28 protein-coding genes are annotated in these 24,736 nt (G+C 41.6%); 11 read left to right on the top strand and 17 right to left on the bottom strand.

Features of this window, described 5'->3' with window-relative positions; all coding sequences use genetic code 11:
- Positions 1-9 precede the first annotated feature (9 nt).
- Positions 10-1,173 carry a sigma-54-dependent transcriptional regulator gene (locus ACFSJE_RS15445; protein WP_379831768.1) on the top strand — a complete coding sequence of 388 codons (1,164 nt, stop codon included), beginning with the start codon at positions 10-12 and terminating at the stop codon, positions 1,171-1,173.
- On the opposite strand, the gene ACFSJE_RS15440 is transcribed toward ACFSJE_RS15445, so the two are convergent.
- Positions 1,174-1,887 (bottom strand): hypothetical protein, encoded by a 714-nt coding sequence (locus ACFSJE_RS15440; protein WP_379831767.1) that lies wholly within the window; start codon positions 1,885-1,887, stop codon positions 1,174-1,176.
- A 181-nt stretch (positions 1,888-2,068) separates the two neighbouring features.
- Between ACFSJE_RS15440 and ACFSJE_RS15435 the strand changes: the two genes are divergently transcribed.
- Both ACFSJE_RS15435 and ACFSJE_RS15430 read left to right on the top strand, forming a co-directional pair.
- Positions 2,069-2,953, top strand: coding sequence for a PPK2 family polyphosphate kinase (locus tag ACFSJE_RS15435; RefSeq protein WP_379831766.1), 885 nt, complete (start codon positions 2,069-2,071; stop codon positions 2,951-2,953).
- Positions 2,950-4,347, top strand: a complete 1,398-nt coding sequence (locus ACFSJE_RS15430) for a M28 family peptidase (RefSeq protein WP_379831765.1) — start codon at positions 2,950-2,952, stop codon at positions 4,345-4,347. Before ACFSJE_RS15435 ends, ACFSJE_RS15430 begins: the two co-directional genes overlap by 4 nt.
- Here the strand turns inward: ACFSJE_RS15430 and ACFSJE_RS15425 are convergent.
- The 7 genes from ACFSJE_RS15425 to ACFSJE_RS15395 form a co-directional block, all read right to left on the bottom strand.
- Positions 4,337-5,443 carry an adenylate/guanylate cyclase domain-containing protein gene (locus tag ACFSJE_RS15425; protein WP_379831763.1) on the bottom strand — a complete coding sequence of 369 codons (1,107 nt, stop codon included), beginning with the start codon at positions 5,441-5,443 and terminating at the stop codon, positions 4,337-4,339. The two genes, ACFSJE_RS15430 and ACFSJE_RS15425, sit on opposite strands and share 11 nt — an antisense overlap.
- A 64-nt stretch (positions 5,444-5,507) precedes the next feature.
- Positions 5,508-6,131 (bottom strand): PepSY domain-containing protein, encoded by a 624-nt coding sequence (locus tag ACFSJE_RS15420; protein ID WP_379832300.1) that lies wholly within the window; start codon positions 6,129-6,131, stop codon positions 5,508-5,510.
- Between the two features lie 72 nt (positions 6,132-6,203).
- Positions 6,204-6,671: a GNAT family N-acetyltransferase gene (locus ACFSJE_RS15415; protein WP_379831762.1), complete on the bottom strand. Its 468-nt coding sequence runs from the start codon at positions 6,669-6,671 to the stop codon at positions 6,204-6,206.
- Positions 6,672-6,770: 99 nt separating this feature from the next.
- On the bottom strand, positions 6,771-7,601 hold the full coding sequence (gene ygiD / locus ACFSJE_RS15410) for a 4,5-DOPA-extradiol-dioxygenase (RefSeq protein ID WP_379831761.1): 831 nt from the start codon (positions 7,599-7,601) through the stop codon (positions 6,771-6,773).
- 113 nt (positions 7,602-7,714) lie between these two features.
- Complete coding sequence (locus ACFSJE_RS15405; protein WP_379831760.1) at positions 7,715-8,002, bottom strand: YciI family protein; 288 nt, start codon at positions 8,000-8,002, stop codon at positions 7,715-7,717.
- A gap of 20 nt (positions 8,003-8,022) precedes the next feature.
- A complete protein-coding gene (locus tag ACFSJE_RS15400) occupies positions 8,023-8,496 on the bottom strand; it encodes a Cif family virulence factor (RefSeq protein ID WP_379831758.1) in 474 nt (157 codons plus the stop codon).
- A gap of 85 nt (positions 8,497-8,581) precedes the next feature.
- Positions 8,582-9,298, bottom strand: a complete 717-nt coding sequence (locus tag ACFSJE_RS15395) for a VIT1/CCC1 transporter family protein (RefSeq protein WP_379831757.1) — start codon at positions 9,296-9,298, stop codon at positions 8,582-8,584.
- A 219-nt stretch (positions 9,299-9,517) separates the two neighbouring features.
- On the opposite strand from ACFSJE_RS15395, the gene ACFSJE_RS15390 reads away from it, so the two are divergent.
- Positions 9,518-10,450 carry a peptidylprolyl isomerase gene (locus tag ACFSJE_RS15390; RefSeq protein ID WP_379831756.1) on the top strand — a complete coding sequence of 311 codons (933 nt, stop codon included), beginning with the start codon at positions 9,518-9,520 and terminating at the stop codon, positions 10,448-10,450.
- Between the two features lie 469 nt (positions 10,451-10,919).
- Here ACFSJE_RS15390 and ACFSJE_RS15385 read toward each other — a convergent pair whose 3' ends face one another.
- Positions 10,920-11,114 carry a cold-shock protein gene (locus tag ACFSJE_RS15385; protein ID WP_379831755.1) on the bottom strand — a complete coding sequence of 65 codons (195 nt, stop codon included), beginning with the start codon at positions 11,112-11,114 and terminating at the stop codon, positions 10,920-10,922.
- A gap of 87 nt (positions 11,115-11,201) precedes the next feature.
- Positions 11,202-11,840: a peroxiredoxin gene (locus tag ACFSJE_RS15380; RefSeq protein WP_379831754.1), complete on the bottom strand. Its 639-nt coding sequence runs from the start codon at positions 11,838-11,840 to the stop codon at positions 11,202-11,204.
- A gap of 164 nt (positions 11,841-12,004) precedes the next feature.
- On the opposite strand from ACFSJE_RS15380, the gene ACFSJE_RS15375 reads away from it, so the two are divergent.
- A complete protein-coding gene (locus ACFSJE_RS15375; RefSeq protein WP_379831753.1) occupies positions 12,005-12,547 on the top strand; it encodes a YfiT family bacillithiol transferase in 543 nt (180 codons plus the stop codon).
- A gap of 1 nt (position 12,548) precedes the next feature.
- Here ACFSJE_RS15375 and ACFSJE_RS15370 read toward each other — a convergent pair whose 3' ends face one another.
- Genes ACFSJE_RS15370 through ACFSJE_RS15360 form a run of 3 tightly spaced genes read right to left on the bottom strand, consistent with a single transcriptional unit; the run spans position 12,549 to position 13,965 of the window.
- Positions 12,549-13,076 carry a GNAT family N-acetyltransferase gene (locus ACFSJE_RS15370; protein ID WP_379831752.1) on the bottom strand — a complete coding sequence of 176 codons (528 nt, stop codon included), beginning with the start codon at positions 13,074-13,076 and terminating at the stop codon, positions 12,549-12,551.
- Entirely contained in the window at positions 13,073-13,396 is a 324-nt protein-coding gene (locus tag ACFSJE_RS15365; RefSeq protein WP_379831751.1) for a cupin domain-containing protein, read from the bottom strand. The genes ACFSJE_RS15370 and ACFSJE_RS15365 overlap by 4 nt, the downstream gene beginning before the upstream one ends.
- An 8-nt stretch (positions 13,397-13,404) precedes the next feature.
- Complete coding sequence (locus ACFSJE_RS15360; RefSeq protein ID WP_379831750.1) at positions 13,405-13,965, bottom strand: thioredoxin family protein; 561 nt, start codon at positions 13,963-13,965, stop codon at positions 13,405-13,407.
- A gap of 115 nt (positions 13,966-14,080) precedes the next feature.
- Here ACFSJE_RS15360 and ACFSJE_RS15355 point away from each other — a divergent pair, with 115 nt between their 5' ends.
- Both ACFSJE_RS15355 and ACFSJE_RS15350 read left to right on the top strand, forming a co-directional pair.
- Positions 14,081-14,998, top strand: a complete 918-nt coding sequence (locus ACFSJE_RS15355; RefSeq protein WP_379831749.1) for a bile acid:sodium symporter family protein — start codon at positions 14,081-14,083, stop codon at positions 14,996-14,998.
- Positions 14,995-16,041, top strand: a complete 1,047-nt coding sequence (locus ACFSJE_RS15350; protein WP_379831748.1) for a lysophospholipid acyltransferase family protein — start codon at positions 14,995-14,997, stop codon at positions 16,039-16,041. Before ACFSJE_RS15355 ends, ACFSJE_RS15350 begins: the two co-directional genes overlap by 4 nt.
- Here the strand turns inward: ACFSJE_RS15350 and ACFSJE_RS15345 are convergent.
- The 3 genes from ACFSJE_RS15345 to ACFSJE_RS15335 form a co-directional block, all read right to left on the bottom strand.
- Positions 16,016-18,544 (bottom strand): M14 family metallopeptidase, encoded by a 2,529-nt coding sequence (locus tag ACFSJE_RS15345; protein WP_379831747.1) that lies wholly within the window; start codon positions 18,542-18,544, stop codon positions 16,016-16,018. The two genes, ACFSJE_RS15350 and ACFSJE_RS15345, sit on opposite strands and share 26 nt — an antisense overlap.
- Positions 18,545-18,632: 88 nt before the next feature.
- The gene (locus ACFSJE_RS15340) at positions 18,633-19,007 is read right to left on the bottom strand and encodes a PUR family DNA/RNA-binding protein (protein WP_379831746.1); all 375 of its coding nucleotides are present in this window, start codon (positions 19,005-19,007) and stop codon (positions 18,633-18,635) included.
- Between the two features lie 76 nt (positions 19,008-19,083).
- Positions 19,084-20,835, bottom strand: a complete 1,752-nt coding sequence (locus ACFSJE_RS15335; protein WP_379831745.1) for an ABC transporter ATP-binding protein — start codon at positions 20,833-20,835, stop codon at positions 19,084-19,086.
- Positions 20,836-21,046: 211 nt separating this feature from the next.
- On the opposite strand from ACFSJE_RS15335, the gene nusB reads away from it, so the two are divergent.
- The 4 genes from nusB to ACFSJE_RS15315 all read left to right on the top strand — a co-directional run bounded on the left by nusB (position 21,047) and on the right by ACFSJE_RS15315 (position 24,221).
- Positions 21,047-21,961: a transcription antitermination factor NusB gene (gene nusB / locus ACFSJE_RS15330; protein ID WP_379831744.1), complete on the top strand. Its 915-nt coding sequence runs from the start codon at positions 21,047-21,049 to the stop codon at positions 21,959-21,961.
- 38 nt (positions 21,962-21,999) lie between these two features.
- Positions 22,000-22,479 carry a DUF1573 domain-containing protein gene (locus tag ACFSJE_RS15325; RefSeq protein WP_379831743.1) on the top strand — a complete coding sequence of 160 codons (480 nt, stop codon included), beginning with the start codon at positions 22,000-22,002 and terminating at the stop codon, positions 22,477-22,479.
- A 14-nt stretch (positions 22,480-22,493) separates the two neighbouring features.
- Positions 22,494-22,784, top strand: coding sequence for a preprotein translocase subunit YajC (yajC, locus tag ACFSJE_RS15320; protein WP_379831742.1), 291 nt, complete (start codon positions 22,494-22,496; stop codon positions 22,782-22,784).
- 87 nt (positions 22,785-22,871) lie between these two features.
- Positions 22,872-24,221, top strand: a complete 1,350-nt coding sequence (locus ACFSJE_RS15315) for a Gfo/Idh/MocA family protein (RefSeq protein ID WP_379831741.1) — start codon at positions 22,872-22,874, stop codon at positions 24,219-24,221.
- Positions 24,222-24,405: 184 nt separating this feature from the next.
- Here the strand turns inward: ACFSJE_RS15315 and ACFSJE_RS15310 are convergent, their stop codons facing one another.
- Entirely contained in the window at positions 24,406-24,723 is a 318-nt protein-coding gene (locus ACFSJE_RS15310) for a nuclear transport factor 2 family protein (RefSeq protein WP_379831740.1), read from the bottom strand.
- Between the last annotated feature and the right edge of the window lie 13 nt (positions 24,724-24,736).

The following is a 24,736-nucleotide window of genomic DNA, read 5'->3' as shown; positions in this document are numbered from 1 at the left end:
CAACGAACTATGCCGAAGATTTTGGTTATTGAAGATGAATCCGCCATTAGAAGAGTTTTGGTGAAAATTTTGGTCGAAGAGAGCGATACCTATGAGGTTCTGGAAGCAGAAGATGGACTAGGTGGCATTGAGACCATTAAAAAGGACGACTTTGATTTGGTCCTTTGTGATATTAAAATGCCTAAAATGGATGGCGTTGAAGTCTTGGAGGCTGCTAAAAAGATAAAACCTGAAATTCCATTCATTATGATTTCTGGTCATGGGGATTTGGATACCGCCGTAAACACAATGCGGTTGGGTGCCTTTGATTACATCTCAAAACCTCCAGATTTAAATCGACTGCTGACCACGGTTCGTAATGCCTTGGACCGAAAGGAGCTTGTGGTGGAAAACAAAATCCTGAAAAAGAAAGTCTCCAAGAATTACGAGATGATTGGCGAGAGTGAGGGGATAGGCACCATAAAAGACATGATTGAAAAAGTGGCTCCTACCGATGCAAGAGTGTTGATCACAGGCTCAAACGGTACCGGTAAGGAGTTGGTGGCCCATTGGTTGCATCAAAAAAGTAATCGCTCTTCAGCTCCATTTATTGAGGTGAACTGCGCCGCGATTCCATCAGAATTGATAGAAAGCGAACTTTTCGGACACGTAAAGGGTGCATTTACTTCTGCAGTAAAGGATAGAGCAGGAAAATTTGAAACGGCCAACAAAGGGACCATTTTTCTTGACGAGATTGGAGATATGAGCCTTTCGGCCCAAGCCAAGGTTCTTAGAGCACTTCAAGAAAACAAAATTTCCCGTGTTGGTTCGGACAAAGACATTAGTGTTGATGTACGCGTACTGGCCGCTACCAATAAAGATTTAAAAAAGGAGATTGAAGAAGGTAAGTTCCGGGAGGATCTATACCATCGCCTGGCTGTGATTTTGATTAAAGTGCCCGCATTGAACGAGAGACGTGATGATATTCCATTGCTCATTGAGCATTTTTCTGATAAAATAGCCTCGGAACAAGGAACCGCACAAAAGGATTTTTCCAAAAAAGCCATAGAGTTGCTCAAAGGATATGACTGGACAGGAAATGTCCGGGAACTCCGTAATGTTGTGGAACGCTTGATCATTCTTGGAGGAAAAGAGGTCTCCGAAGAAGACGTGAAGCTTTTTGCCAGTAAATAATTACTTGGCAGTACAGTCTCCCAAGCGTTTAAGTGCTTCTTGGGACAAGGTCATCACACGTTGGTGGTATTGTTTTTTATGTTCAGAAAGTTCCGTGTTGAGCAAGACCAATCTAGCTTCTTCGTAAATATTGTTTACAAATCGATGGGCTTCTTCGCACTCAACTTCATTGACAACTTTATCCAACGAAGTTTCAAAACCCAACAAGCAGCTATGCACTTGTTGTCGTATCGTATGGGTTGGTGTCAAGAACATTCCATCTTGATCATTCAGGGCATCTTTGGTATTGAGCACAAGGATATCATTTCCATAAGTACTGGACACTTCTTGTTCAAATATCCGCAATACTTTTATCCCGATCATGGTGCTTTCCAATGCCAAATGCAGCGATTTTTTGGAAGTTTCAAGGTTGTCAGCCTTCGTAGCCTGTTTTAACTCATAGGAAGTGCCTTCCAAACTTTCAATGGTTCCTTCGCAACCACAATCCACAAAGTTGGCTCTGGTTTTTTCAATACCATTAAGCGCTTTGTACGCATGGTATTTTGCCATTTGCAGATCCTTGGCAACGATGGCCGCCTGAATCTTACTTTTAATGTATTCTAAGTTGGAATTTGCATATTCACAGGCATTGCGAGTTGCAAAAGAAGACATGAACCATAGGACAATTATGCCTATGACAAAGACGATAAGTAGGATTATCTTTCTAGTATTCATAACGCTTAATGATTTGGGACAATGCGTCATTGATTATCACTAAGTTATATTCAGGAGTCGACTGGGTGTAAATAAAATCGATGAAAATACCTACAATAACCATAAGTGGTAAAAATATCGATGAAATACACTTTTTAAATTGGGGTTGAAGGAGTGCCCAAAATGAATTATATTCAGTCCTATGGAAAAAATCAACTCAGGTTCTTATCTGGTTAAGAACGGGATAGAACTTGCCAAACAAAGTACGTATGAGGACTTCGGGGCATCGGAAAAGGAGCTAAAGAAAGAATTAAAGGACATCAGAAAAAAGCTGGGCGACTTTCAGGATACCATGTATGCCCATGGAAAATATGGTGTTTTGCTTTGTCTTCAGGGTATGGATACCGCCGGAAAGGATAGCCTTATCCGGGAGGTGTTCAAAGATTTCAATGTGCGAGGTGTGGTCGTCCATAGTTTTAAGGTGCCCACTTCCTTGGAATTAAAGCACGATTACTTATGGCGGCATTATATAGCCCTTCCGGAACGTGGTAAGTTCTCCGTATTTAATAGAACCCATTACGAAAATGTATTGGTCACCAAGGTGCATCCAGAATATATATTGAGTGAAAACCTTCCGGGGATTGAGTCTGTTTCCGATATTGATGCATCGTTCTGGGAAAAGCGCTATCAGCAAATCAATGAATTTGAACAGCATGTTGCTGAAAATGGAACGATTATTTTCAAGTTCTTTCTGCATCTGTCCAAAGAAGAACAGCGTCAGCGATTATTGAGGCGTATCGAGCTGAAGCGTAAAAACTGGAAATTCTCTCCTGGAGATTTAAAAGAACGAAGAATTTGGGATGCCTATCAGGATTGTTATGAAGAAGCGCTGAATAAAACTTCAAAGGAACACGCACCTTGGTATGTAGTTCCAGCCGATAATAAAATGGCCGCAAGGGTCATAGTGGCCTCCATTCTTCATGAAGCGTTAAAAAAGTACAAAGATATCAAGGAACCGGAGCTTGACGATGAAATAAAGGCTAATTTAGAAACCTTTAAACAGGAACTGGAAAAAGAGACCAAATGAGAATAGTATTGCTATTGGCCCTTTTGTTGGCAAGTACCCCATTTTTTGCACAATCCAATGATGAAAAGCAGATAAAGGCCATTTATGACAAGGCGTTGACCGATGGTAAGGCCTACGAATGGTTAAATTATCTCTCCAATCAGATTGGGGGACGCCTTTCTGGGTCCGTTCAAGCGCAAGAGGCCGTGGAATATACCAAAGAGGAATTGGATGCTCTGGGACTGGACCGCGTATGGCTTCAACCCGTAATGGTGCCCAAATGGGTAAGGGGTACTCCGGAGTTTGCCTATATTGAAACAAAACCGGGACTTACCACAAACGTGCCCATCTGTGCCTTAGGAGGTTCGGTGTCAACTCCAGATGGTGGTCTCAAAGCAAATATAATTGAGGTTCAGGGTATTGAAGACTTGGAAAAGTTGGGAAAGGACAAAATTGCGGGCAAGATAGTTTTCTATAATCGTCCAATGGAGCAGACACTGGTAAATACCTTCGCTGCGTATTCCAATTGTGTGGACCAGCGCTATTCCGGTGCTGCTGAAGCGGCTAAATATGGAGCATCTGGTGTCATTGTAAGATCTATGAACCTACGGTTGGATGATTATCCACATACGGGTTCCATGGGTTACGGGGATACCCCAATAAAAAATAGGATTCCTGCTGCAGCCATCAGTACCAAAGGAGCTGAATTGTTGAGTACTACCCTGAAACTAAACCCGAATATCAAGTTTTATTTTAGACAAAATTGCAAACAGTTGGAGGATGTTCAGTCTTACAATGTCATTGGCGAGATTACAGGAAGCACCAATCCAAAAGAGGTCATGGTCGTTGGAGGCCATTTGGATTCTTGGGATTTGGGGGATGGTTCCCACGATGATGGTGCTGGTTGTGTCCAAAGTATGGATGTATTGCGATTATTAAAGGAAACGGGCTATAAACCTAAGCGCACACTTCGTGTGGTCTTGTTCATGAATGAGGAAAATGGACTCAGAGGCGGAAATAAATATGCTGAAGTGGCCCAAACCAATGGGGAAAACCATGTTTTTGCTTTGGAAAGTGATTCAGGAGGGTTTACGCCCAGAGGTTTTTCCTTTGATTGTTCCGATGAAAATTTTGAGCAAGTACTGAGCTGGAAGGGATTATTTGAGCCGTATTTGATTCACCTTTTTGAAAAAGGACATAGCGGAGCCGATATTGGGCCCATGAAGAATGAAAGTATTGTTCTCGCTGGGTTGGTGCCAGATTCGCAGCGCTATTTTGACCATCATCACGCAGAGAATGATACGTTTGAGCATGTCAACAAGCGTGAATTGCAACTTGGGGCGGCCACCATGGCCAGTCTGATCTATCTTATGGATAAGTACGGAACCGTTCCATCACAAAAAATCAAAGGGTAGAAAGCTCTTTTTCTGAAATGGTAAATAGCTCAGTGCTGGCTTCTTTTCCTCGTAAATGGGCTTTATCCACCTGGAGGATTTCGAAATCGGACCCGAGTTCCATTTGATGCACCAGGTTTGAGGAAACCAAAAGAGTCACTTGGTACGAGTTGCAAAGGGATTGAATACGAGCGGCGACATTCAAGGGGTCACCCGTAAAGAGAATCTCCTTTTTTATTTTCCCAATTTCCCCGGCAGTTACTTTTCCCAAATGAATACCTGCCTTAAAAACAGGAGCTAAACCAAAGGTCTTTTGGTACCACGCCTCTTTTTGCTGAAGCGCTTTTTTCATATCAAAAAAGCAATGAATGCATCGGTTGTTCGCCGTTGGAGTGGAATTTTTCCATGACAAAATGATTTCATCCCCAGCATATTGGTAAATCTCACCTTCATACCGAACAATGGGCTCAGAAATATCGGCATAATAGTTTTGTAATAAATCAAAATAAGCAACATGCCCCAATTTTTCCGCAATGGTGGTGGAGGACTTCATATCCAAAAACATAAATATGCGTTCCTCTTCAATAGGTTTATGGTATTTTCCGGTAAAAAAATTTTTCAGCACTCCTTGGCCCAAATAATCCCTAATCTCCACATAGAACAAGGAAACTACCAATGCTGTTCCCAGTTGCACAATGGTGCTGAAATGGCTTAGGCTGGTGAAATAATCCGTGTATTTTTCCCAAACACGGGAATCCAAAACAGAAGAATCCAGTTCAAGGCTCGCAGCAAACGGAAAAGTGAGAAGGCCAATCAAAAAGAATAGGAGGACATATATAATCAGCTTGTAGAAAATCTTGGTCACAAATCTCTTATGGGAAAAAAGACGGGACAGGTATTTGATCTCAATAAGTCCGATGAGGAGCCCAACCACTGTGATGGCAATGCTGGAAAGCAAAAAAATAGTGGGGTCCATTTTAATGGCCGTTTCTGGAAGATGGCTAAAATGGTCCGAAGCGGCATGTTCAACAATGAGGAATATCCAACCAGACAGCAGCCATATAATCCCGAATGGAAGTATTCGGTAAAGGGTTCTTTTGGTTTCTGGTCCGGACATTGATGGTTGGTTGGCAATAAATGTGCTATTTTCCTTTAAGTACATTCATGGCCAGCACCAAAAATTAAGGAACTGTACTTATCCTGCCTTTTTTGGATACGGTCCCAGTGGTATTCTTGCCTTCTTTTCGCATCCTTTTTGGGCCGTACCACAACCAAAATCCCGTAATCGTAAACATTAATAGCGATAAGCCCATAATGGTGGAATATACCAATTTTACAACCCCCGATGTACCTAGGTATCGGTCTATGATAGAGCCGTCGTGTACGTTTTCAAAAAAGTCTGACCTTCTTTGTCCGATGGACAGCACGTTTCCGGTGGCACCATCCAACTGCACTTCGTAATAGTGGTCCACAAAATTAAATTTTACCGAGCCCTTGTCCTTACGAATATCGATTCTATCCAATTCTAAAGATAAATCTGGGGATACAGAGGTGTGCAATGTTTGGCAAGCAATGGTATGAAGACTATCCACAGGTAGCCATTCCACCAATTCTGTGGAGGTGCCTTTTTGGGTTTTGGGCAAGATTAACCCATTGGTATTCTTTTTCCAACCTAATAGTAATCCGGTTGCAGATATAACGAAGAAAAAAATAAATAATAATGCTCCTGTGGTCCTGTGAATTTTCCTAAAAACGCGCAATACTTTCGCCTGCCTCTTTCTTTTGCCCATGCTAATCCCTACTATCGATATAAACAATCCTATAAAGATCGCCAAAAATCAGAAAAAAGTTGGGATGCAGCGTTTTTTGTGAATTTGTTAACGATACAGGCAAAACCGGACGAACGATTTGTTAGCAATTTTAACATTACCTTCTTCCTGAAACCCCAATTTTAGGAGTCCTTGAACCCGTGTTCGCGTTGGAGGGAACAAAACGGTCACCGATGGCAGTTGCAGTTCATTGAACGCAAAGTGAATAATTTTTTGATAGAGCATTCTTCCCACGCCCCAAAAGTCTGGATGTAACACCAAAGCCAAGTCAGCAGTTCCATTTTCTGGTTGTACGCCTCCCCATCCAGCAAACACTCCATCAATCATAAAGGCCCAAGGGCCATAGCCATGTTCCATCCACAGACTTTCCTTGGCTGCAACAAACTTTTTGCATTTGTTTTCATCAAAATAACCCTTTAATAAGGGCATTTGTCGCCTCACTTTAGGATGATTCATAAGATTCATCAAGTCAGATTTGTCCGCTTTGGATAGCTTTATGCATTTGATGTGTGCCACAGGAAGAATTTATATGGCACATTGGTCGCAAAACATTGATGATGCTATCAACTAAACTATGTGTGACTCTATTCTTTGTCGAAACAAAATTTACAAAGCCTAATCGGCCACTATTTTTAAGGAGGTCATGGTAAGTGAACCAGCCACAGGTTTATCATTGAAGAGGGTCACTTTGTCATTCTCTTCCTTCAAAGCCAACGTATACAGTAGCGGCAAATAGTGCTCTGGAGTGGGGATGGCTAAATCAAACGCCCGACCTTGTGACCTAAAATCGATTAGTTGCTGATGGTCTCCACTGGTTATGAAACTTTTCATTTTTTCATTTGCTTCGGTGGCCCAGTCAAATGCAAATTCCTCATTCAATTTGCTCCAAGCCACCATTCTAAGGTTGTGCACCATGTTTCCACTGCCAATAATCAGAACCCCTTTTTGGCGAAGGCTGTTGATTTGCTGTGCCAATTCATAGTGGTATTGCGCAGGTTTAGTATAGTCGATGCTCATTTGAATCACAGGAATGTCTGCATTGGGATACAGGTGTTTTACGACGCTCCATGCCCCGTGGTCCAAACCCCATTTGTGGTCTAATCCCACTTCTGATTTGGTAATTAGACTTTTGGTTTCTTGAGCCAATTCTGGGCTCCCCGGTGCAGGATATTGAACATCGAACAAGGCTTGTGGAAATCCACCAAAGTCATGAATGGTGGGTGGATTTTCCATTGCGGTCACAAAGGTGCCTCGGGTCTCCCAGTGGGCCGAAATACACAAAATGGCGTTGGGTCTGGTTATTTCCTGACCTACTTTCCGAAAACCTTGAACAAATTCATTTTCCTCAATAGCATTCATAGGGCTACCATGACCAAGGAACAACACGGGCATTTTGCCCGTGCTTTCCATGGATGAAGTCATTTTGTTTAAATCCTTTAAATTCATGCTAGAACTTATTAATGGTCAAATTTTCTCAATATATTCAGAATGGTTTAATGAAACTGAGAATCGAGCGTGCCGGTCCTTATGTTGGACACTGAAATACACTAACGATTCTATTATTCCATTAAAAAGCGCAGTTCTTCAATGGTTTTGGTGGGTGCAAATTCCGTGATGGTGTAATCAGCCAAATCGTTCTGATAAAATGGGTCTTTTGCGATGATCTCTTCCAGTGTTTCCTTGCTGTCGGTTTTGGCAAAAATGATTCCACCTGTTCTTGGTACTTTACGGCCAGATGCTACAACTGTACCCAATTTGTACTGTTCATTTAAGAATGCAATGTGTGGTCCCAAGAATTGGTCTATTTGTTCCAATTCAACTTTGTACGTAAGTTCTATAATAAACATGGTATGATTTTTAACATGATTTAGTCAATAGGATAATGGTCCGCATCACCATAAATTACTTTCCAAGTTCCATCTCGCCATTCCCAAACAAAGGTGTTAGGTCCCTTGGATTGCGAAATTTCACCAGCTTTGGAGACAATGGAGTCCTTGAATATAAAAGAGGAAATGGCATGCTGTTCTCCAATGGGAATGATTTTTAACTCTGTCCATTCGGTATGAAAGGTTTTTAAGGAGCCCATAAATTGTTGCGTTCCTTCCTTTACTTCCGTATAAGTGATATAGTTTCCGTCTACCAACATGGTAAATTCGGGCCATAATAGGTCTACAACTTTATTGGGATTCAATGTGGTGTCAGCAGCTTGAAAGGCATCAACTTGAACTTTGACTTGCTCCTCAATTTCAGTATAATCAATGGCTTGGGAATCGAGTTGTTTTTTACAGGACGAAGCAACCAGTAAAACTAAAAAGACACTCAAATTTGTTTTAAAACTCATCTTTCAATGTTTAAAAAGGTGAAGATTTATTTTTCCAACCCGAATTGGTTCGAAAGGTTTATTTATGATGAACATTTTATTGCTTTTATGCGACATTCACATTAAATAAGTATCCTACCAAAGCCGTTAAGCCCATGGCAACGGTCCCCCAAAACGTAATACGTATTATGGCCTTTCCAACACTTGAACCGCCAGTTTTTGCAGCTAATGCACCTAAGACAATAAGAAAAAATATGGCAAATCCGTAAAGCATATATTCCATGCCTTTTAAAGGCAGAAAAAGGGTGACCATAAACGGAAGAAGACCTCCAATAGTAAACGCTGCCCCAGAGGCGAATGCCGCCTGCAAGGGTTTTGCCTGACTGATTTCATTGATGCCCAGTTCATCTCGAATGTGTGCACCCAAGGCATCGTGTTCGGTCAATTCCTTGGCTACAAGTAGCGCGGTCTCCTTTTTAAGCCCTCTGTTTTCATAGATTTCCGCCAAACGTTGCAATTCAATTTTAGGCATTTCTTCCAGCTCTTGTTTTTCACGGTCAATGTCTGCTTTTTCAACATCTGTTTGTGAACTGACCGAAACATATTCACCAGCAGCCATGGATAAAGCTCCGGCCACCAAACCCGCTAGGGCAGCCAATATTATTGGCTCTCTAGCATCGCTGGCCGCTGCTACCCCTATTGCAATACTGGCAGTGGACAGAATACCGTCATTTGCTCCCAGAACAGCCGCTCTTAACCAATTACTTCTGTTGATGTAGTGCGGAGCTAGATAATCATCTAATGTGTTGGATTGTTCAGTCATTGGATTCATTCAATTGGACGTGAGTACCTTAGTTTATGCATTACTTACTTGAGTTCGAATGCATTTCTCTTCAGTTGGTCAACTAAAATAGCAGATTTTTTTCGTTCAAAACCTTATTTGCGTTGTTATGTTTTTTCACTCTTGGCCATAAAGCCGTACCTTTGCGGACTTGGAAAAATCCAGACATCGAGCAATCGATTAATTCAACAATTTAAAAAGATGCAAGACGGAATCTACGCAAAATTCAATACCTCAAAAGGGGAAATTCTTGTAAGACTTACGCATGACAAGACCCCAGGCACCGTGGGCAACTTTGTGGCCCTTGCCGAAGGAAATATGGAAAACTCCGCAAAACCGCAGGGCAAGCCGTATTATGATGGGCTTAAATTTCATAGGGTCATCCCAGATTTTATGATTCAGGGTGGCTGCCCACAGGGAACCGGAACCGGTGACGCTGGCTATAAGTTTGATGATGAATTTCATCCAGACCTTACCCACGAAGGACCAGGAGTTCTTTCCATGGCCAATGCAGGACCTGGTACCAACGGAAGTCAATTTTTTATCACCCATGTGGCCACACCTTGGTTGGATAACAAACACACGGTATTTGGACATGTGGAGCAGGGACAGGAGGTAGTGGATGCCATTGCCCAAGGGGATATCATTGAAAGTTTGGAAATTGTTCGGGTAGGGGATGAGGCTGAAAATTGGAATGCCATTGAAGCTTTTAGAACCTTTGAGGGTGCCCGTGAAAGAAGAATAGCCGAGGCAAAGGCCCAAGCAGAGGCTGAAATGGAAGAACTGGCCGCTGGTTTTGAAAAGACCAATAGCGGACTTCGCTACAAAATCATTCAAAAAGGAAGTGGAGCTAAGGCTGAAAAAGGAAAAACCGTGTCTGTACATTATGAAGGATGCTTGTCCAATGGACAAGTTTTTGATTCTTCCTACAAAAGAAATCAACCCATAGATTTTACCATTGGCGTGGGTCAGGTAATTCCAGGATGGGACGAAGGGATAGGATTGTTACAGGTTGGGGATAAGGCCCGATTGGTGATTCCATCACATTTGGCTTACGGAAGTGCCGGAGCAGGAGGAGTTATTCCGCCAAATGCCACTTTAATTTTTGATGTGGAACTGATGGGCGTTAAATAACATCAAACTGATTTGATTGAAAATAATAAAAGCTTCCAGAAATGGGAGCTTTTTTATTTGGTCCGATTCACACTTACCAAAAGCAAACAAAAATTAACGGCAAGCAAAAAGAATAAAATGCTGAAAAAGGTATTCATTGGGTATAGGTCTTTTTGTTGATAACACTTCAACGCAGAAAAACCCTACCATATTGCCCTAATCATATGGAATAGGCCTAATCTTTGCCCAAAAAACTCTTTTTTGAACCGTTTACGCTTAAAACTAACAACAATAGATTAATGATCAAAAGAAGCAGAAGTACTCCGAAGAATGTGCTCATGATACAGTTATTTAATGGTTATGGGGAACTGTTGTTTATAGATTAGATATGAATCTGGTGAGAGGTTGCGTTGGGATTCAAAAAAAAAATTAAATAAAAAAACCCGGGCATTTGCCCGGGCCTGATCTTATAAAAAAGTATACGGTTACCTTAATCTATAACTTGTACATTTACGGCGTTCAATCCTTTTTTACCTTGTTGTAGTTCAAATTCTACAACATCACCTTCCCTAATTTCATCGATTAAACCTGAAACGTGTACAAAGTGATCTGTTTGTGAACCATCTTCAGTGATAAAGCCATAGCCTTTAGAATCGTTGAAGAATTTTACTGTTCCTTTACTCATAATAAAAATTAAAAAATTAAATAAAGCGCGAATGTACCATTAATTTATTGGTAATAAGGGTTTTTACACTTTTTTCTCAAAAAATAATTATGCCGTGGGGTCTGGAGTCAATCGCAAATACGGCTTAACTTCCTCAACACCTTTGGTAAAGATTTTCTTGGCCTCGTCCGTTGGGATAGCTGGACTTACCACCACTTTTTGACCATGCTCCCAGTTGGCAGGAGTTGCAACTTTATGGTTTGCGGTCAATTGTAAAGAGTCTACCACACGCAAAAGTTCATAAAAATTACGTCCTGTTGAAGCAGGGTAGGTCAGTATCAATTTTATCTTTTTGTCAGCACCTACAATGAATACGGAACGTACCGTAAGCGTGTCATTGGCGTTCGGGTGAATCATATCATAAAGGTCGGATACCTTCCTGTCTTCATCCGCGATAATGGGAAAATTAACATTGGTTCCTTGGGTTTCATTGATATCCTTGATCCATTCCTTATGCGATTCAGCACCATCTACACTCAAGGCCATCATCTTCACATTTCGCTTAGCGAATTCATCTTTAAATTTAGCCGCAGTACCCAATTCAGTGGTGCAAACTGGGGTGAAATCGGCCGGGTGTGAGAAAAGAATGCCCCATCCATCGCCTAGATACTCATAAAAATTTAAAGTTCCTTCTGAGGTTACCGCTGTAAAATCTGGAGCGGTATCGCCTAATCTTAGTGTTGCCATATATGTTGTTTTTTAGATTATTGAATGATTACTCTACAAAGTTACTAGATAATTCAACGCGGTAATTTTAACGCAGTTAAAACTGTATTAAAATTACGTATTCTTTTGCTGAATATGGGGCAGACAGCAATTCATTTCAGGCTGAAGTTCACTACCTTTAAATCATGGAAAAAGAAACTTTGGAACAACTACGCTATCCTATTGGTCTGTTTGAAACACCAGAGACCATTACCGACCAACAGTTTGATGAATGGATTACAGTTTTGGAAAAATTGCCCCAGCGATTGGAAACCATGGTGAGTCCACTTTCGGCCAATCAGTTGGAAACCCCTTATCGCCCGGGCGGTTGGACGGTTCGGCAATTGGTGCATCATATTGCAGATAGCCATCATCACAGCTACATTCGGTTTAAATGGGCGTTAACAGAGGATAATCCGTTGATAAAGCCGTATGATGAAAAAGCATGGTCCGAACTTTTTGATGCCAAAACCGCTCCCATTCAAATTTCTCTAGATCATTTAAAGGTGGTGCATGCCAAATTGGTATATCTCATCAGGGGATTGACCAAAGAGCAGCTACAACGAAAGTTTACCCATCCTGATGGGAATACCGAGACCACACTGGAGGTCAATGTGGGGCGTTATGCTTGGCATGGAAGCCACCATTTTGCCCATATCGAGAATTTGATAAAACGAGAAGGCTGGTAATTTACAGTTGCTTGGTCAAAATCCACATGGCTTTTTCAGAGGGTTTTGCACCAGATAGTACAAGCTCACTTTCTCTTTTGATCACAAATCCATTTTTTTGGTAAAACTGAATGGGATTTCCTTTTTGCATGGTATCGAGCCAAACCACCTTTTTGTGAATATCGCGGGCGTAGTCCTCGATTAATTGGAGTACTTTTTTTCCAAGACCTTTCCCTGCATAAGCTTTTAAGAGGTAAATTTTCTCCGCTTTTAAGGATTCGCTGGATGAAAGTTCGTCCACTCTGCAGTCTTTCACCAATTTAACAATACCCACAGTCGCATTATCCATTTTTACTAAATAATTCACGACGTTTGGGTCGGCCAGTTCCTTTTCAACCACCATTTTGGTAAGACCGTTTGAAATGTAGGGTGTCGGGTCTTCATTCTCCCACAGATGCAGATAATGTTCTTCATAGGATTTTATTCCTACGGAAAGATAGGTTTCCAAAGTAGCGGGAGTGACCTCTTCAAAAATTAGTGAATGATTCATGGTTTACCTTCACCTCCTTCCGGACCATAGAAAATTACCCAAGTGGCAAAATCATCTGTAAAGTTTTCAAACCGATGCTCAACTCCGGCCGGAACAAACAGAAAATCCCCTTGGGAAAAGGTAGTTCGTTTTCCATCATTCAAAAATTCACCACTTCCTGAAACCACCACATAAACTTCATCCCGTGAATGCGGTTGTTGAAGGTCCACCTTTTCAGGTTTGTAGATTTCAACGGATAAGGAACCGTGTTCAAAAAGGGTCAAAAATGGAGAATCTTTCCCTGAAAGCTCTTCCAGTGCTGTTTTTGGACTTATTTTCATAGCCCTTTTTAGTTTTCAATCCATTTGATGTTGCAACCAATGCTCGGCTTTTGGTCCGAGGTAATAGGATTTCCATTCAAAAGTGCATCCATGGCATTTTTGAGGTCGGACCCTGTCAACGGTAGTCCATTTCCCGGTCTAGAATCGTCCAATTGACCCCGATAGACCAACTTCAAATCACCATCAAAAAGATAGAAATCTGGGGTGCATGCCGCATCATAGGCCTTGGCGACTTCCTGGGTCTCATCGTACAAATAAGGGAAGGAATACTCCATTTCCTTGGCTTTTTCCTTCATTAAATGCGGTGCATCCTGTGGATAGTTTTCCACATCGTTGCTGGAAATGGCCACAAAGTTGATACCCTTGACCTGATACTCTTTACCCAATCTTGAAATTTCTGGATTCACGTGGATGACGAAGGGGCAATGGTTGCAAATAAACATAACCACAGTACCCTTTTTTCCCTGTAATTTGGATAGGGAAAGGGTTTTGTTGGATACCGTATCCAATAATTCGAAATCTGGGGCCTTGGTGCCTAGGGGGAGCATGTTGCTTGGGGTGCGTGCCATATCATTCTCTTTTACACCTTAAAATTAGGAATTAGTCGACAGTGCTCCAAAAACTTGCAGCGGTTCAAATTGAAAGAAACATGTATATTGTAAGCTAAACACTTTTTGTTCTGGGATGGAGCAAATTATAGACAGCGTTCACATCAATTTTGATGAAAAGTCACTCTGGACCTTAAATGTGGCCCTTGCCTTGGTCATGTTTGGGATTGCTTTGGAGATTTCCCTAAACGACTTTAAGCGCCTATTGAAGACTCCAAAACCCGTATTGGTAGGTGTTATTTGCCAATTTTTGTTGCTTCCGGCCATCACTTTTGCATTGGTATGGATGGTGGAGCCAGTACCCAGCATGGCTTTAGGCATGTTTATGGTTGCTGCCTGTCCTGGGGGCAATGTCTCCAATTTTTTCACGCATTTATCCAAAGGAAATTCAGCACTTTCCGTCACGTTGACGGCGATAGCCACACTATTGGCCATTTTCATGACCCCGCTAAATCTCAGTTTTTGGGGAGGGATGTACGCCCCAACGGCCTCCATTTTAAAGGAAGTCTCCATTTCTCCGCTTGAAATGGTTGAATTGGTAGCTCTTTTACTTGGAGTACCTTTGATTTTGGGAATGGTGGTGAATCGGTATTGGTCCAAAACTGCGAAACGAATGGCGAAGGGATTCAAATTGGGTTCACTGCTCTTTTTTGTGATTTTGGTGTTTTTGGCGTTGTACAAAAACAGTGGTGTTTTTATGGAGTATGTTCTCTATGTTTTTTGGTTGGTGGTGGTTCATAATTTGGTCGCCTTATTGACCGGATTCTCAGTGGCCAAATTTTTAGGGCTTTCCCAAGAAAATGTGCGTTCCATCACCATAGAAACCGGAATCCAAAACTCTGGATTAGGATTACTTTTGATTTTTACATTTTTTGATGGTTTGGGAGGGATGGCTCTTTTGACCGCTTTCTGGGGGATTTGGCATTTGGTATCAGGCTTGATTTTGGGGTCGGTTTGGGGATATCGACCCATTGAAAAAGAAAAATTGGTTTGAAAAAGCTTGGGTATTTCGTCATTAAGTTCTGGGCCTCGGCTGGACTATTTTGCTACTACCATAAGATAAAGGTGATTGGTAGGGAAAACATCCCCGAAGGAAAACCGGTATTGTTTCTTTCCAATCATCAAAATGCATTGATGGATGTGCTGTTGGTTGCCACGCGATGCAATAAAAAACCTTGGTTTTTGACCCGTTCCGATGTGTTTACAACCCCGTTACTACGCTCATTTTTTAGGTTTTTACAGATGCTACCCATTTATCGAATGCGGGATGGAAAGGACAATTTGCTAAAGAATGAAGCCATTTTCAGGGAGTGTAGCCAATTGTTTCAAAACCACGAGGCAATATTGGTATTCCCTGAGGCCAACCACAGTTTACAACGTCGCGTTCGACCGTTGAGCAAGGGTTTTACCCGAATCATTTCAGCAGCATTGGAAGAAAACCCCAGTATAGATTTGCAATTGGTGCCCGTAGGGCAGAATTATGCGTATCCAACCCAAGTTGGAGATTCTGCAGTACTCCATTTCGGAGAACCCATTGCTATTCAGAAGTTTTTGAATTCCTCGGATTTTTCAGTCAAAATAAAACAAGCAGTAGAGGAAAGCCTTCAACGCTTAACAACGCATATTCCTGAGGCTGATTATGAGTCGACAATCCAAAAAATAGGGGAGGAAGGGAACATCTTTCTCCATCCTGAGCGGGTAAATAAAATCATTGCACAGCAAGATTTTGAACAGGTATTCCTTCCAAAAAGGAAAATTTTAAATAAGATTTTCAGGGCATTATTTCTCATCTGGAACCTTCCTTTTGTGTTGCTTTGGCGAATCCTATTGAAACCCAAAGTCCCCGAAGCTGAGTTTATGGCTACGTTTCGGTTTGGATTCATACTTGTGGCATATCCTATCTTCTATGGAATCGCACTATTGACACTTTGGAATATGTACTCCATAAAAACGGCATGCCTTGTTGTTTTAGGGCATGCCGTCATCAATATTGTATTGGTTAAGATGGGAATTACATCATCTGCCCAAAGAAAATAGCATTCATGAGTAATTTGTTGGTGCCGTACCAAAAAGCTCTAAAGTTGGTGTTGTCCGTAAAAAGAATCACCCTTCCCTTGCCCAAACGTTGCGCTTTAAAGGGAACGCTGTTTTTTATGAGCTTCGCATTTTCTTCGGAAATATAACCACTCAATAGCGGGTCATTAGTATACTGAATGGGATTGTCATAGCTATCTTTTTCCGGCTCTAGATAGATATTGGTATTGCGAAAAAGAGCCAGATTGTCATTTTTATAACCATAGTTTATAGGGTGGGAACGGTCCAATTTGGCTTCAAAAATGGCACCACCTGTAACTTGCGCGCCTTGAAAATCTTCTTTTTGATCAAAGGCGATATTTTTGGCCACCAAGGTGTCCTTTCGCATGGTCAAATTCATGAACTCATTGCTTTTGAACCAATTCGCCGTGGTCCGATACCCGATAACTGTACCCCCATTTTTAACCCATTCCTTAATTTTATCAGCGCCTCTCTTGTCCAGCATAACACCACCTCCGTAGCCCGTACCCGGCAAGATTAAATCGGTGTACGAATCCAAATCCACACTATTGAAATATTGGGTATCTATCTTGGTGATCTTGATGTCATATCGCGTGTCGAACAGATGCCAAATTTCACCGGCATCGTAGGAGCGGGTACCATCACCTACCAAAATGGCCACTTTTTGCTTTTTGATAGGCTCAAAATCTCCACTTCCCAAATCAATACCTTCAGCAACTCCAGTGGATACGCCATGGATGGTAACCCCGGTTTCCTGTGCTAGATCGTTTAAAAAGGTGTACATATCGTTGGGATCCAAATCTTGGTTTTGAACTGGAACCATTATAGAACCGTAGTCATAACGGATGCCTTCCAAAGTGAACGGTGTTTTGGCGGTTTTGGCACGCAGCCCTTTTTCCAAAATGGCATTCAACACTTTTGGAGTGTAGTATTCATGCCACTCAAAAACATAAGCATAGTTACTTTTTTGGTTGACTCCACCTGTTGGTCGTTGAAAATTGACCACCTCTGGTCCAGCATTGGATAGCGAAGAGAGTTCCGTATAATCCACATTAAAGGCCAACGGGAAGGTCCAAGCAGAAATGTCATAAAAAAGACTGTCTGCAAATGTGGTTCGCTTCTCAAACATGGCTTTGATGAGTCTTGGATTTTTCTGGTCCATGGGTACCACATAGCTGAAACCTTTTTTATAGGCTTTCCCTCCAATAGTGGCATCTGATGCCAACTCATGGAATTTTATTTTGTGCCTATTCAAAATTTCGGCCAAATGCCAGGTTTTGGACGCATCTTTGCTGTCCCCAAAAACGATTGCCTTTGTCTTGTTTTTAGCGGTTTCACTGCGCATATCCGCATAAAACTTTTGCTGAAAGTCTAGCAGTTTTGTCCGCATGTTTTGTGCTGCTTCAATGGTGGACAAAGCCGTGGTAAATTGATTCCGTATAGTGAACGGGAAGGTCAGTAGACCGTTGTCACTTTCTTGGATATGTCCTCTGGAACTGGCTTGCTCAAATAAAATACCTATGCTTCCGTTCACATCTGGAAACGTAGAGCCTTTACCGTAGTAATAGTCGTCGTAATTTTCTTCAGAAAAATACAATGAACCGATTTTATCCAAAGCCTTGGCGTGATAGGTTCCAATCTCTGCGGTAAGCTCTTGGGTTATTTTGGGCGTCAAAGGGTGCACTCGAGTGGGTTCTCCCGGTTGAAAAAAGAAAGTCGAATTAGTACCCATCTCATGATGGTCCGTTAAAATATTGGGCAACCACTTATGGAACGATTCAATTCGTGCTCGACTCGCGGGCAACTGAGCGGGCAGCCAGTCACGGTTTAGGTCGAACCAATAGTGGTTGGTACGCCCACCGGGCCACACCTCGTGGTATTCACGCTCGTTGTTGTCCGGATTCAGGTTTTGATTTTTATGCACATTGGCCCAATAGGCAAAACGCTGCAGGCCATCTGGATTAAAACTGGGGTCCATAAGAATGACCGTATTGTTCAGCACAGATTCAATTTCAGGTCCTTGCGCTGCTGCTAAATAATAGGCATAAGCCAACCCGGCATTGGCGCCACTGGGTTCATTTCCATGAATGGAGAATCCTTGGTATACCACAATGGGCATGTCGGAGGTATTTAGGCCAGAATTTCCTTCAGAAAGTGCGATGTGTTGTTGCCGAATGTTCTCTAGATTTTGGTGGTTTTTGGGTGAGGTCACCGTAAGTAGGAGTATGGGTCTACCTTCATAAGTGGTTCCTCTGTTTTCGATGGTGATTCGGTCGCTGGCTTCTGCCAATTGATACATGTAGTACACCAGTTTATCATGGGTAACATGCCACTCCCCAACTTCATGTCCAATGATATCCACTGGTTTTGGAATATTGGGGTCATATGAGATTCCATCGGGCAAATAGTAGTCGAGAGTGACTTGTTGAGCGGACAGGTTGAGGCCAACCATTAGCGCAAAAATGAGAAGGCTGAGTTTTTTCATGAGTGGAAAATTGAGTTAGTTGTAGGGTTAAAAATAAAAAACGACCTGCATTGGACAGGTCGTTTTTTACTATTTTTTGGTTTGATGTTTAAATGTCATCAAAATCAACATCGGTGAAACTACCAGATGCGGTTCCGTTTTCACTGATGTCGTCATTTTCTTCTTTCTTAAAATCTTTTTGGTGGCGTTCAGAGATTACTTCCTGTCCTTTTTCATCAATAATGTAGTCCATCATTTCTTCCATAATTTCCCTAAAAGCTTCAAAATCTTCCTTGTAAAGGTAAATTTTGTGCTTCTTGTAGTGGAAAGAACCATCATCATGAGTGAATTTTTTGCTTTCTGTGATGGTAAGGTAGTAATCACCGGCCTTGGTGCTTCGTACGTCAAAAAAGTAAGTTCTTCTTCCTGCTCGTAAGACTTTAGAATAAATCTCTTCCTGATCCATTATATCTTTCTCGCCCATTTGGTCTAGTGTTTTAAACTTTGGTTGTATGTTCTCCCAAAAATGGAAAAAAAAAGCTAATCCAGCAACTTTTTTATTATTCTTTGCCTGAGAGCTGGTTGATGTAGAGTTCTTTATAGTACCCTTCAACATTGTTCAATTGCTCGTGCGTACCCTCTTGTATTATGCTCCCATTTTCCAATACAATGATTTTATCCGCATTTTTTGCCGAAGAAACCCGATGGCTGACAATAAGCGTTGTCCTGTCTTGGGATTCCCGCTTAAGATTGTTCAGGATTTCCTCTTCAGTCTCGGTATCGACAGCGGAGAGACAGTCATCAAATAGATAGATTTTAGGGTCTTTTAGTAAAGCTCTGGCAATGGATACCCGTTGTTTTTGCCCCCCACTGAGCGTTATGCCACGTTCGCCTAAAATAGTATCGTACTTTTTGGCGAAACCTTGAATATTTTTGTGAACGACCGCTTTTTTGGCCACTTCAACAATCTCTTCATGGGTGGCATTTTCGTTCCCAAATCGAATATTGTTCTCAATAGTGTCCGAAAAAAGAAAGGCATCTTGGGGTACGGCTCCAATAGAACTTCGCAAACTGTTCAGATTCAATTTTTGAAGCGGTGTGCCATCTATCAAAATCTCACCAGAGGTGACATCATAAAGACGCGCCACCAAATCCAAAATGGTAGATTTTCCCGAGCCGGTCTTTCCTAAAAAGGCTACCGTTTCACCAGCTTTAATGGTAAAGGACACATCCCGAAGGGCAGTAATATTGGTATCCTCATAGGTAAAGGTGACGTTTCTGAATTCGATATTCCCCTTGATCGGGGTTTCTTGGGCAACCTCGTTGGTGATGGAAGGTTCTGCCTTTAAAAATTCATTGATTCGTTTTTGCGAAGCTTCCGCGGTTTGAATGATGGAGGTGAGCCACCCCACAATGGCCACGGGCCAGGTTAGCATGTTTACATAAAGAATGAACTCAGCGATAATTCCGATGGTTTCAATTTTACCATTGATATACTGTCTTCCTCCAATGTAAATCACAAAAATATTACTGATTCCGATGAGAAGAATCATCAAAGGGAAAAACCATGCATTTACTTTGGCTAAAGCCATGCTGGTATCTTTCCCCTTATAAGCCAAGTCCTTCAATTCAGAATTGATTTTCGGCTCTAAACTATAGGCTTTGATCACCGCAACTCCCGAAAATGATTCTTGGGTGAAAGTGGATAGCGTGGACAAAAATTCCTGCACCTTGGTACTTCTTTTGTGGATGACCTTGCTGATTTGATAAATCAAAATCGACAAAACCGGCAATGGAAGTAGCGTATAGGCCGCTAGTGTAGGTGCTTTGATAAACATTAACGGAATCAAACAAACAAAGAGGGTTAGGGTTTGAATTCCGTACATAATTGCAGGTCCCCCATACATCCGCACCTGATTGATGTCCTCACTTATTCGGTTCATAAGGTCACCAATCCGATTCTTTTTATAAAAATTGAGGCTGAGCAACTGGTAGTGATCAAAAACCTCATTTTTTAGGTCGTATTCAATATATCTTGATACGTTGATGATGGTCTGTCGCATCAAAAAAGTGAAAAGCCCTGATAGCAGTGCTGCACCGATAATAATGAGGATGTACTGAAAAAGAAGCCCTTTGGCATCGGACAAGGAAATGGTATCAGCCAAAAAATCTTCCACCGCTTGAATGGATTTATTTACGTATGAGGGCATTACAAGCGAAAAAACACGGGCAATGATGGTGATCAGGATTCCCATCAACAACTTAAACCAGTATTTTTTAAAGTATTTATTTAGGTGTTTTAGTTCCTTCATAAAAGGGAAAGGTGGTTTTTGAGGGTCATTTTTTAATGACAATCCAGCAAATATATGCCATACAATACAAAGTAAATGTTATAAAACTGATAAGAAAACAACTTTGGTAGGTAAGATTCAAATATAAGATTACTTTTGCGGGGTGAAAGCCAATAACGACTTTAAAGTTCTTTAAAAAATGCTTACCCGGAGGCATATCAGAGTAAAAGTAATGCAGTGCATTTATGCACTGATTCAGTCCAAAGACGACTCTTTGGAAAAACAGGAAAAGTTCCTAAGAGTTAGCATAGAGAACATGTATGTGCTCTATTTGCTTGTATTGAGTCTTTTGGCCGAACTACACCAGCTGGCCAATAGGCATGTAAACCGAACTTCAAAGAAATACCTCGCCACGGAAGAGGACAACTATCCAGACCGCGAAAAATTCGTAAAAAATAGACTGCTGTTGCAAATTGCCAACAACGAGTCCCTTAAGTCAGCGTTATCCAAAAGAAAGCTGAACAATTGGTATTTGAACGAGGAGTATGTAAAAATCATTTACAAAGAGGTGGTCGGCTCTGATATTTATAAGCAGTATATGACCAACGGAAAGAATGATTATGAGGATGATCGCGAGGTAGTCTTGGAGCTTTTCAAAAATATCATTGCCCCCAACGATAAGATTTACGAATATTTTGAGGATGATAAGCTCACTTGGGTGGATGATATTCCTATTGTAAACACCTATTTGATGAAACGTCTGCGCAAGGCCAGCGAGAGTTCAAATGAAAAATTCTTCCTTCCGGCCCTGCTCAAAGACCAACAAGACATGGAATATGCCAATGAATTGTTGACCAAGACCTTGCTCAATGATGCCAAATGGGAAAAAGAGATTGAGGGGAAAACGCCCAATTGGGACAATGACCGTATTGCGGAAATTGATTCCATCATCCTGAAAATGGCCATTTGCGAGTTGCTCAATTTCCCATCAATCCCAGAAAAAGTAACCCTAAACGAGTACTTGGAGATTGCAAAAGAGTACTCCACACCCAAGAGCAGTATCTTTATAAATGGGGTTTTGGACAAGTTGGCCAAAGAGTATAAATCCACCGGAAGACTGCAAAAAATAGGTAGAGGGCTACAATAAACAATATTTGCTTAATTTTGGAAAAACAAATTTTTATCATGAAAAGAATAACAACAATTTTAAGTTTGATCATGGTCGTTGCCGTGATTAGCGTTTCCTGTAAGGACAAAGCCTCGAACAAAATAGTTGCTGACAACGTAGAAAGTGCTACCAGCAGGGACGAAGCACAAAAACAGCTTCCTGTGATGACTTTTGAAAAAGAAGAGCATGATTTTGGAACAATTACACAAGGAACCCCTCAAGAGACTGCCTTTAAATTTACCAATACCGGAGATGCTCCTTTGATCATCACCGATGCAAAAAGTAGCTGTGGATGTACCGTTCCTGAATATCCAAAAAACACGCCAATTGCTCCAGGTGAGACTGGCGAATTGTTGGTGAAGTTCAACGGTTCTGGACAAAACCAAGTGACCAAGACCATCACCGTTACAGCCAACACCCAAAAAGGAACAGAAATGTTGAGGATTAAAGCTTTTGTCAACCCTGCAGGTGCGACTCCAGCTGGTCCTGTTAAATAAGACTCACAGCCTAAATGGAAAGCATACAACAGTTTTTACCTCTGATATTGATTTTTGCAGTGGCCTATTTTTTTATGATTCGCCCGCAGGTCAAACGTCAGAAGGATGAGAAAAGATTTACTTCGGAGTTGAAAAAAGGTGATAAAATCATTACCAAAAGTGGTCTTCACGGCAAGATTGTGGAATTGAACGACAAGGATTTCTCCTGCGTTATCGAAACCATGGCCGGCCGTTTAAAATTTGACCGTTCCGCCATTTCCATGGAAATGAGCAAAAAACTAAACGCTCCAGACGACAAGAAGTAAGTAATTTACATACATAAATAAAAACGCCCCTATGTTACAGGATAATCAAGGGGCGTTTTTTTGTACCTTAATCAAAATTTTAACGATATGGGTACAAGAAGACAATTTGTAAAAAAGGGATCCCTTTTTATGGCCGGTATGGGAGCCACAATGGTTTTTCCAATGGAATTATTGGGGGCAATGCGCAAGAGCGTTAGCCCAAACGATAAAATTCAAGTGGGACTTATTGGCTGCAAAGGAATGGGATTTTCAGATTTGTCTTCCATGCTCAAGAACAGTGAGGTAGAAGTGGTTGCCCTGTGCGATGTGGATGAAAATGTGCTTCAACAACGAACCGCAGATTTGGAAAAAGCGGGGATTAAGAAACCAAAATGGTATTCGGACTACAGAAAGTTATTGGAAGATAAAGATATTGATGTGGCCATCATCGGTACGCCAGACCACTGGCATTGCTTATTGCTGACAGATGCCATTGATGCCGGAAAGGATGTCTATTGCGAAAAACCCATCGCCAATTCTATAGCCGAATGCGATATCATGTTGGCAAAGGTGGATTCCAGCGACCGTATGGTGCAAATTGGGCAATGGCAGCGTAGCCAGCCCCATTTTGTAGATGCCATCAACTACGTGCATTCTGGAAAATTGGGACAGATACGTTTGGCAAAGGCTTGGGCCTATCAAGGATGGATGCAATCCATTCCCCAGGTTCCAGATAGTCCAGTTCCCGCTGGAGTGGATTATAAAATGTGGCTGGGTCCTGCGCCAGACCGACCTTTCAACAAAAACCGTTTTCATTTTGATTTTAGATGGTTTTGGGACTACGCAGGTGGACTCATGACCGATTGGGGCGTACACTTGATAGACTACGCACTTTATGGTATGAAGGCATCCACACCAAAATCGGTAATGGCCATGGGTGGAAAATTTGCCTACCCCGATGATGCTGCCGAAACTCCGGATACGTTACAAACCGTTTATGAATTTGATGGTTTTTCCCTTCTGTGGGAACACGCCACCGGAATAGATGGAGGAAACTACGGCCGAAACCATGGAATTGCCTTTATTGGTAATAATGGAACCTTGGTTTTAGATCGTGGCGGATGGGAAGTCATTCCCGAAAATGATCGTCCAAATTGGGACAAGGATAATGGCCCTAAAATTGAACGGGTACCCGTACAACGTGTGGAAGCCAGTGGATTGGACTTACATACCACCAACTTTTTAGATGCCGTTAAATCACGGGATAAATCTATTCTCAATGCACCCATAAAAGTAGGGTACGATGCTGCCGTGGTAAGCCATATGGGGAACATTGCCTATAAAACCGGGGAACGCTTGTTTTGGGATGCCAAAAAACACCAATTTACAAACTCAGAGGCCAACGACCATTTAGTGAAAGCCTACCATAATGGGTGGGAGTTGCCACAGGGGGGGTAGATGATTTTTTGGTAAAATCAGGATAACAATGGGGTTGCACTTATCGGTTTAGTATAAGAGCAGTAGCGGATTAAAATACTACTGACTTTTCGGATAACAAAATACTTAATTAAACACAAAAACGGTTCGAGTTGGCACCCAAACCGCTATTGCTTTTATACATTGTTAGCTGCAGCCTTTTTTGTCAACTAGTTATTCTCATGGATTGAATGAGTTCGTTTTTAAAATTTAAGTTATAGGATAGAATAACTGAGCTTCCCGGAAAATTACCGGAAACTTCAGCTGTAAGAATTTCTGTTGTTTCCGAATATTCAAGGGGTTTCATTGTGACTTGGTATTCTTTATTGGCTTTTTCAATCCAGCTTTTGATTTCGTTTTTTCCGTTGTATGTTTTGCCTTCATCAACAACTACTGCTGTTTCTGCAAAGCAATTTGCATAGGATGTGCTATCAAAGTTGTCTTGTGCTTTTACTAGTTCCGTTAATACTTTTGGTAAGTTCATTGCTTTTATTTTT

The sequence above is a fragment of the Flagellimonas iocasae genome, from assembly GCF_042682725.1.
Classification (GTDB): Bacteria; Bacteroidota; Bacteroidia; order Flavobacteriales; family Flavobacteriaceae; genus Flagellimonas; species Flagellimonas iocasae.
This window is presented reverse-complemented; position numbering and strand designations above follow the sequence as displayed.

Excerpts from the sequence above, each read along its gene's own strand:
- ACFSJE_RS15340 (WP_379831746.1), bottom strand. The coding sequence starts at position 19,007 with ATGGGCGAGAAAGATATAATGGATCAGGAAGAGATTTATTCTAAAGTC.
- ACFSJE_RS15430 (WP_379831765.1), top strand. The coding sequence starts at position 2,950 with ATGAGAATAGTATTGCTATTGGCCCTTTTGTTGGCAAGTACCCCATTT.
- ACFSJE_RS15345 (WP_379831747.1), bottom strand. The coding sequence starts at position 18,544 with ATGAAAAAACTCAGCCTTCTCATTTTTGCGCTAATGGTTGGCCTCAAC.
- ACFSJE_RS15395 (WP_379831757.1), bottom strand. The coding sequence starts at position 9,298 with ATGACTGAACAATCCAACACATTAGATGATTATCTAGCTCCGCACTAC.
- ACFSJE_RS15370 (WP_379831752.1), bottom strand. The coding sequence starts at position 13,076 with ATGAATCATTCACTAATTTTTGAAGAGGTCACTCCCGCTACTTTGGAA.
- ACFSJE_RS15445 (WP_379831768.1), top strand. The coding sequence starts at position 10 with ATGCCGAAGATTTTGGTTATTGAAGATGAATCCGCCATTAGAAGAGTT.
- ACFSJE_RS15425 (WP_379831763.1), bottom strand. The coding sequence starts at position 5,443 with ATGTCCGGACCAGAAACCAAAAGAACCCTTTACCGAATACTTCCATTC.
- ACFSJE_RS15335 (WP_379831745.1), bottom strand. The coding sequence starts at position 20,835 with ATGAAGGAACTAAAACACCTAAATAAATACTTTAAAAAATACTGGTTT.
- yajC (WP_379831742.1), top strand. The coding sequence starts at position 22,494 with ATGGAAAGCATACAACAGTTTTTACCTCTGATATTGATTTTTGCAGTG.
- ACFSJE_RS15325 (WP_379831743.1), top strand. The coding sequence starts at position 22,000 with ATGAAAAGAATAACAACAATTTTAAGTTTGATCATGGTCGTTGCCGTG.
- ACFSJE_RS15355 (WP_379831749.1), top strand. The coding sequence starts at position 14,081 with ATGGAGCAAATTATAGACAGCGTTCACATCAATTTTGATGAAAAGTCA.
- ACFSJE_RS15400 (WP_379831758.1), bottom strand. The coding sequence starts at position 8,496 with ATGAGTTTTAAAACAAATTTGAGTGTCTTTTTAGTTTTACTGGTTGCT.
- ACFSJE_RS15440 (WP_379831767.1), bottom strand. The coding sequence starts at position 1,887 with ATGAATACTAGAAAGATAATCCTACTTATCGTCTTTGTCATAGGCATA.
- ACFSJE_RS15375 (WP_379831753.1), top strand. The coding sequence starts at position 12,005 with ATGGAAAAAGAAACTTTGGAACAACTACGCTATCCTATTGGTCTGTTT.
- ACFSJE_RS15360 (WP_379831750.1), bottom strand. The coding sequence starts at position 13,965 with ATGGCACGCACCCCAAGCAACATGCTCCCCCTAGGCACCAAGGCCCCA.
- ACFSJE_RS15390 (WP_379831756.1), top strand. The coding sequence starts at position 9,518 with ATGCAAGACGGAATCTACGCAAAATTCAATACCTCAAAAGGGGAAATT.
- ACFSJE_RS15435 (WP_379831766.1), top strand. The coding sequence starts at position 2,069 with ATGGAAAAAATCAACTCAGGTTCTTATCTGGTTAAGAACGGGATAGAA.
- ACFSJE_RS15385 (WP_379831755.1), bottom strand. The coding sequence starts at position 11,114 with ATGAGTAAAGGAACAGTAAAATTCTTCAACGATTCTAAAGGCTATGGC.
- ACFSJE_RS15315 (WP_379831741.1), top strand. The coding sequence starts at position 22,872 with ATGGGTACAAGAAGACAATTTGTAAAAAAGGGATCCCTTTTTATGGCC.
- ACFSJE_RS15365 (WP_379831751.1), bottom strand. The coding sequence starts at position 13,396 with ATGAAAATAAGTCCAAAAACAGCACTGGAAGAGCTTTCAGGGAAAGAT.
- ygiD (WP_379831761.1), bottom strand. The coding sequence starts at position 7,601 with ATGAATTTAAAGGATTTAAACAAAATGACTTCATCCATGGAAAGCACG.
- ACFSJE_RS15380 (WP_379831754.1), bottom strand. The coding sequence starts at position 11,840 with ATGGCAACACTAAGATTAGGCGATACCGCTCCAGATTTTACAGCGGTA.
- ACFSJE_RS15405 (WP_379831760.1), bottom strand. The coding sequence starts at position 8,002 with ATGTTTATTATAGAACTTACGTACAAAGTTGAATTGGAACAAATAGAC.
- nusB (WP_379831744.1), top strand. The coding sequence starts at position 21,047 with ATGCAGTGCATTTATGCACTGATTCAGTCCAAAGACGACTCTTTGGAA.
- ACFSJE_RS15310 (WP_379831740.1), bottom strand. The coding sequence starts at position 24,723 with ATGAACTTACCAAAAGTATTAACGGAACTAGTAAAAGCACAAGACAAC.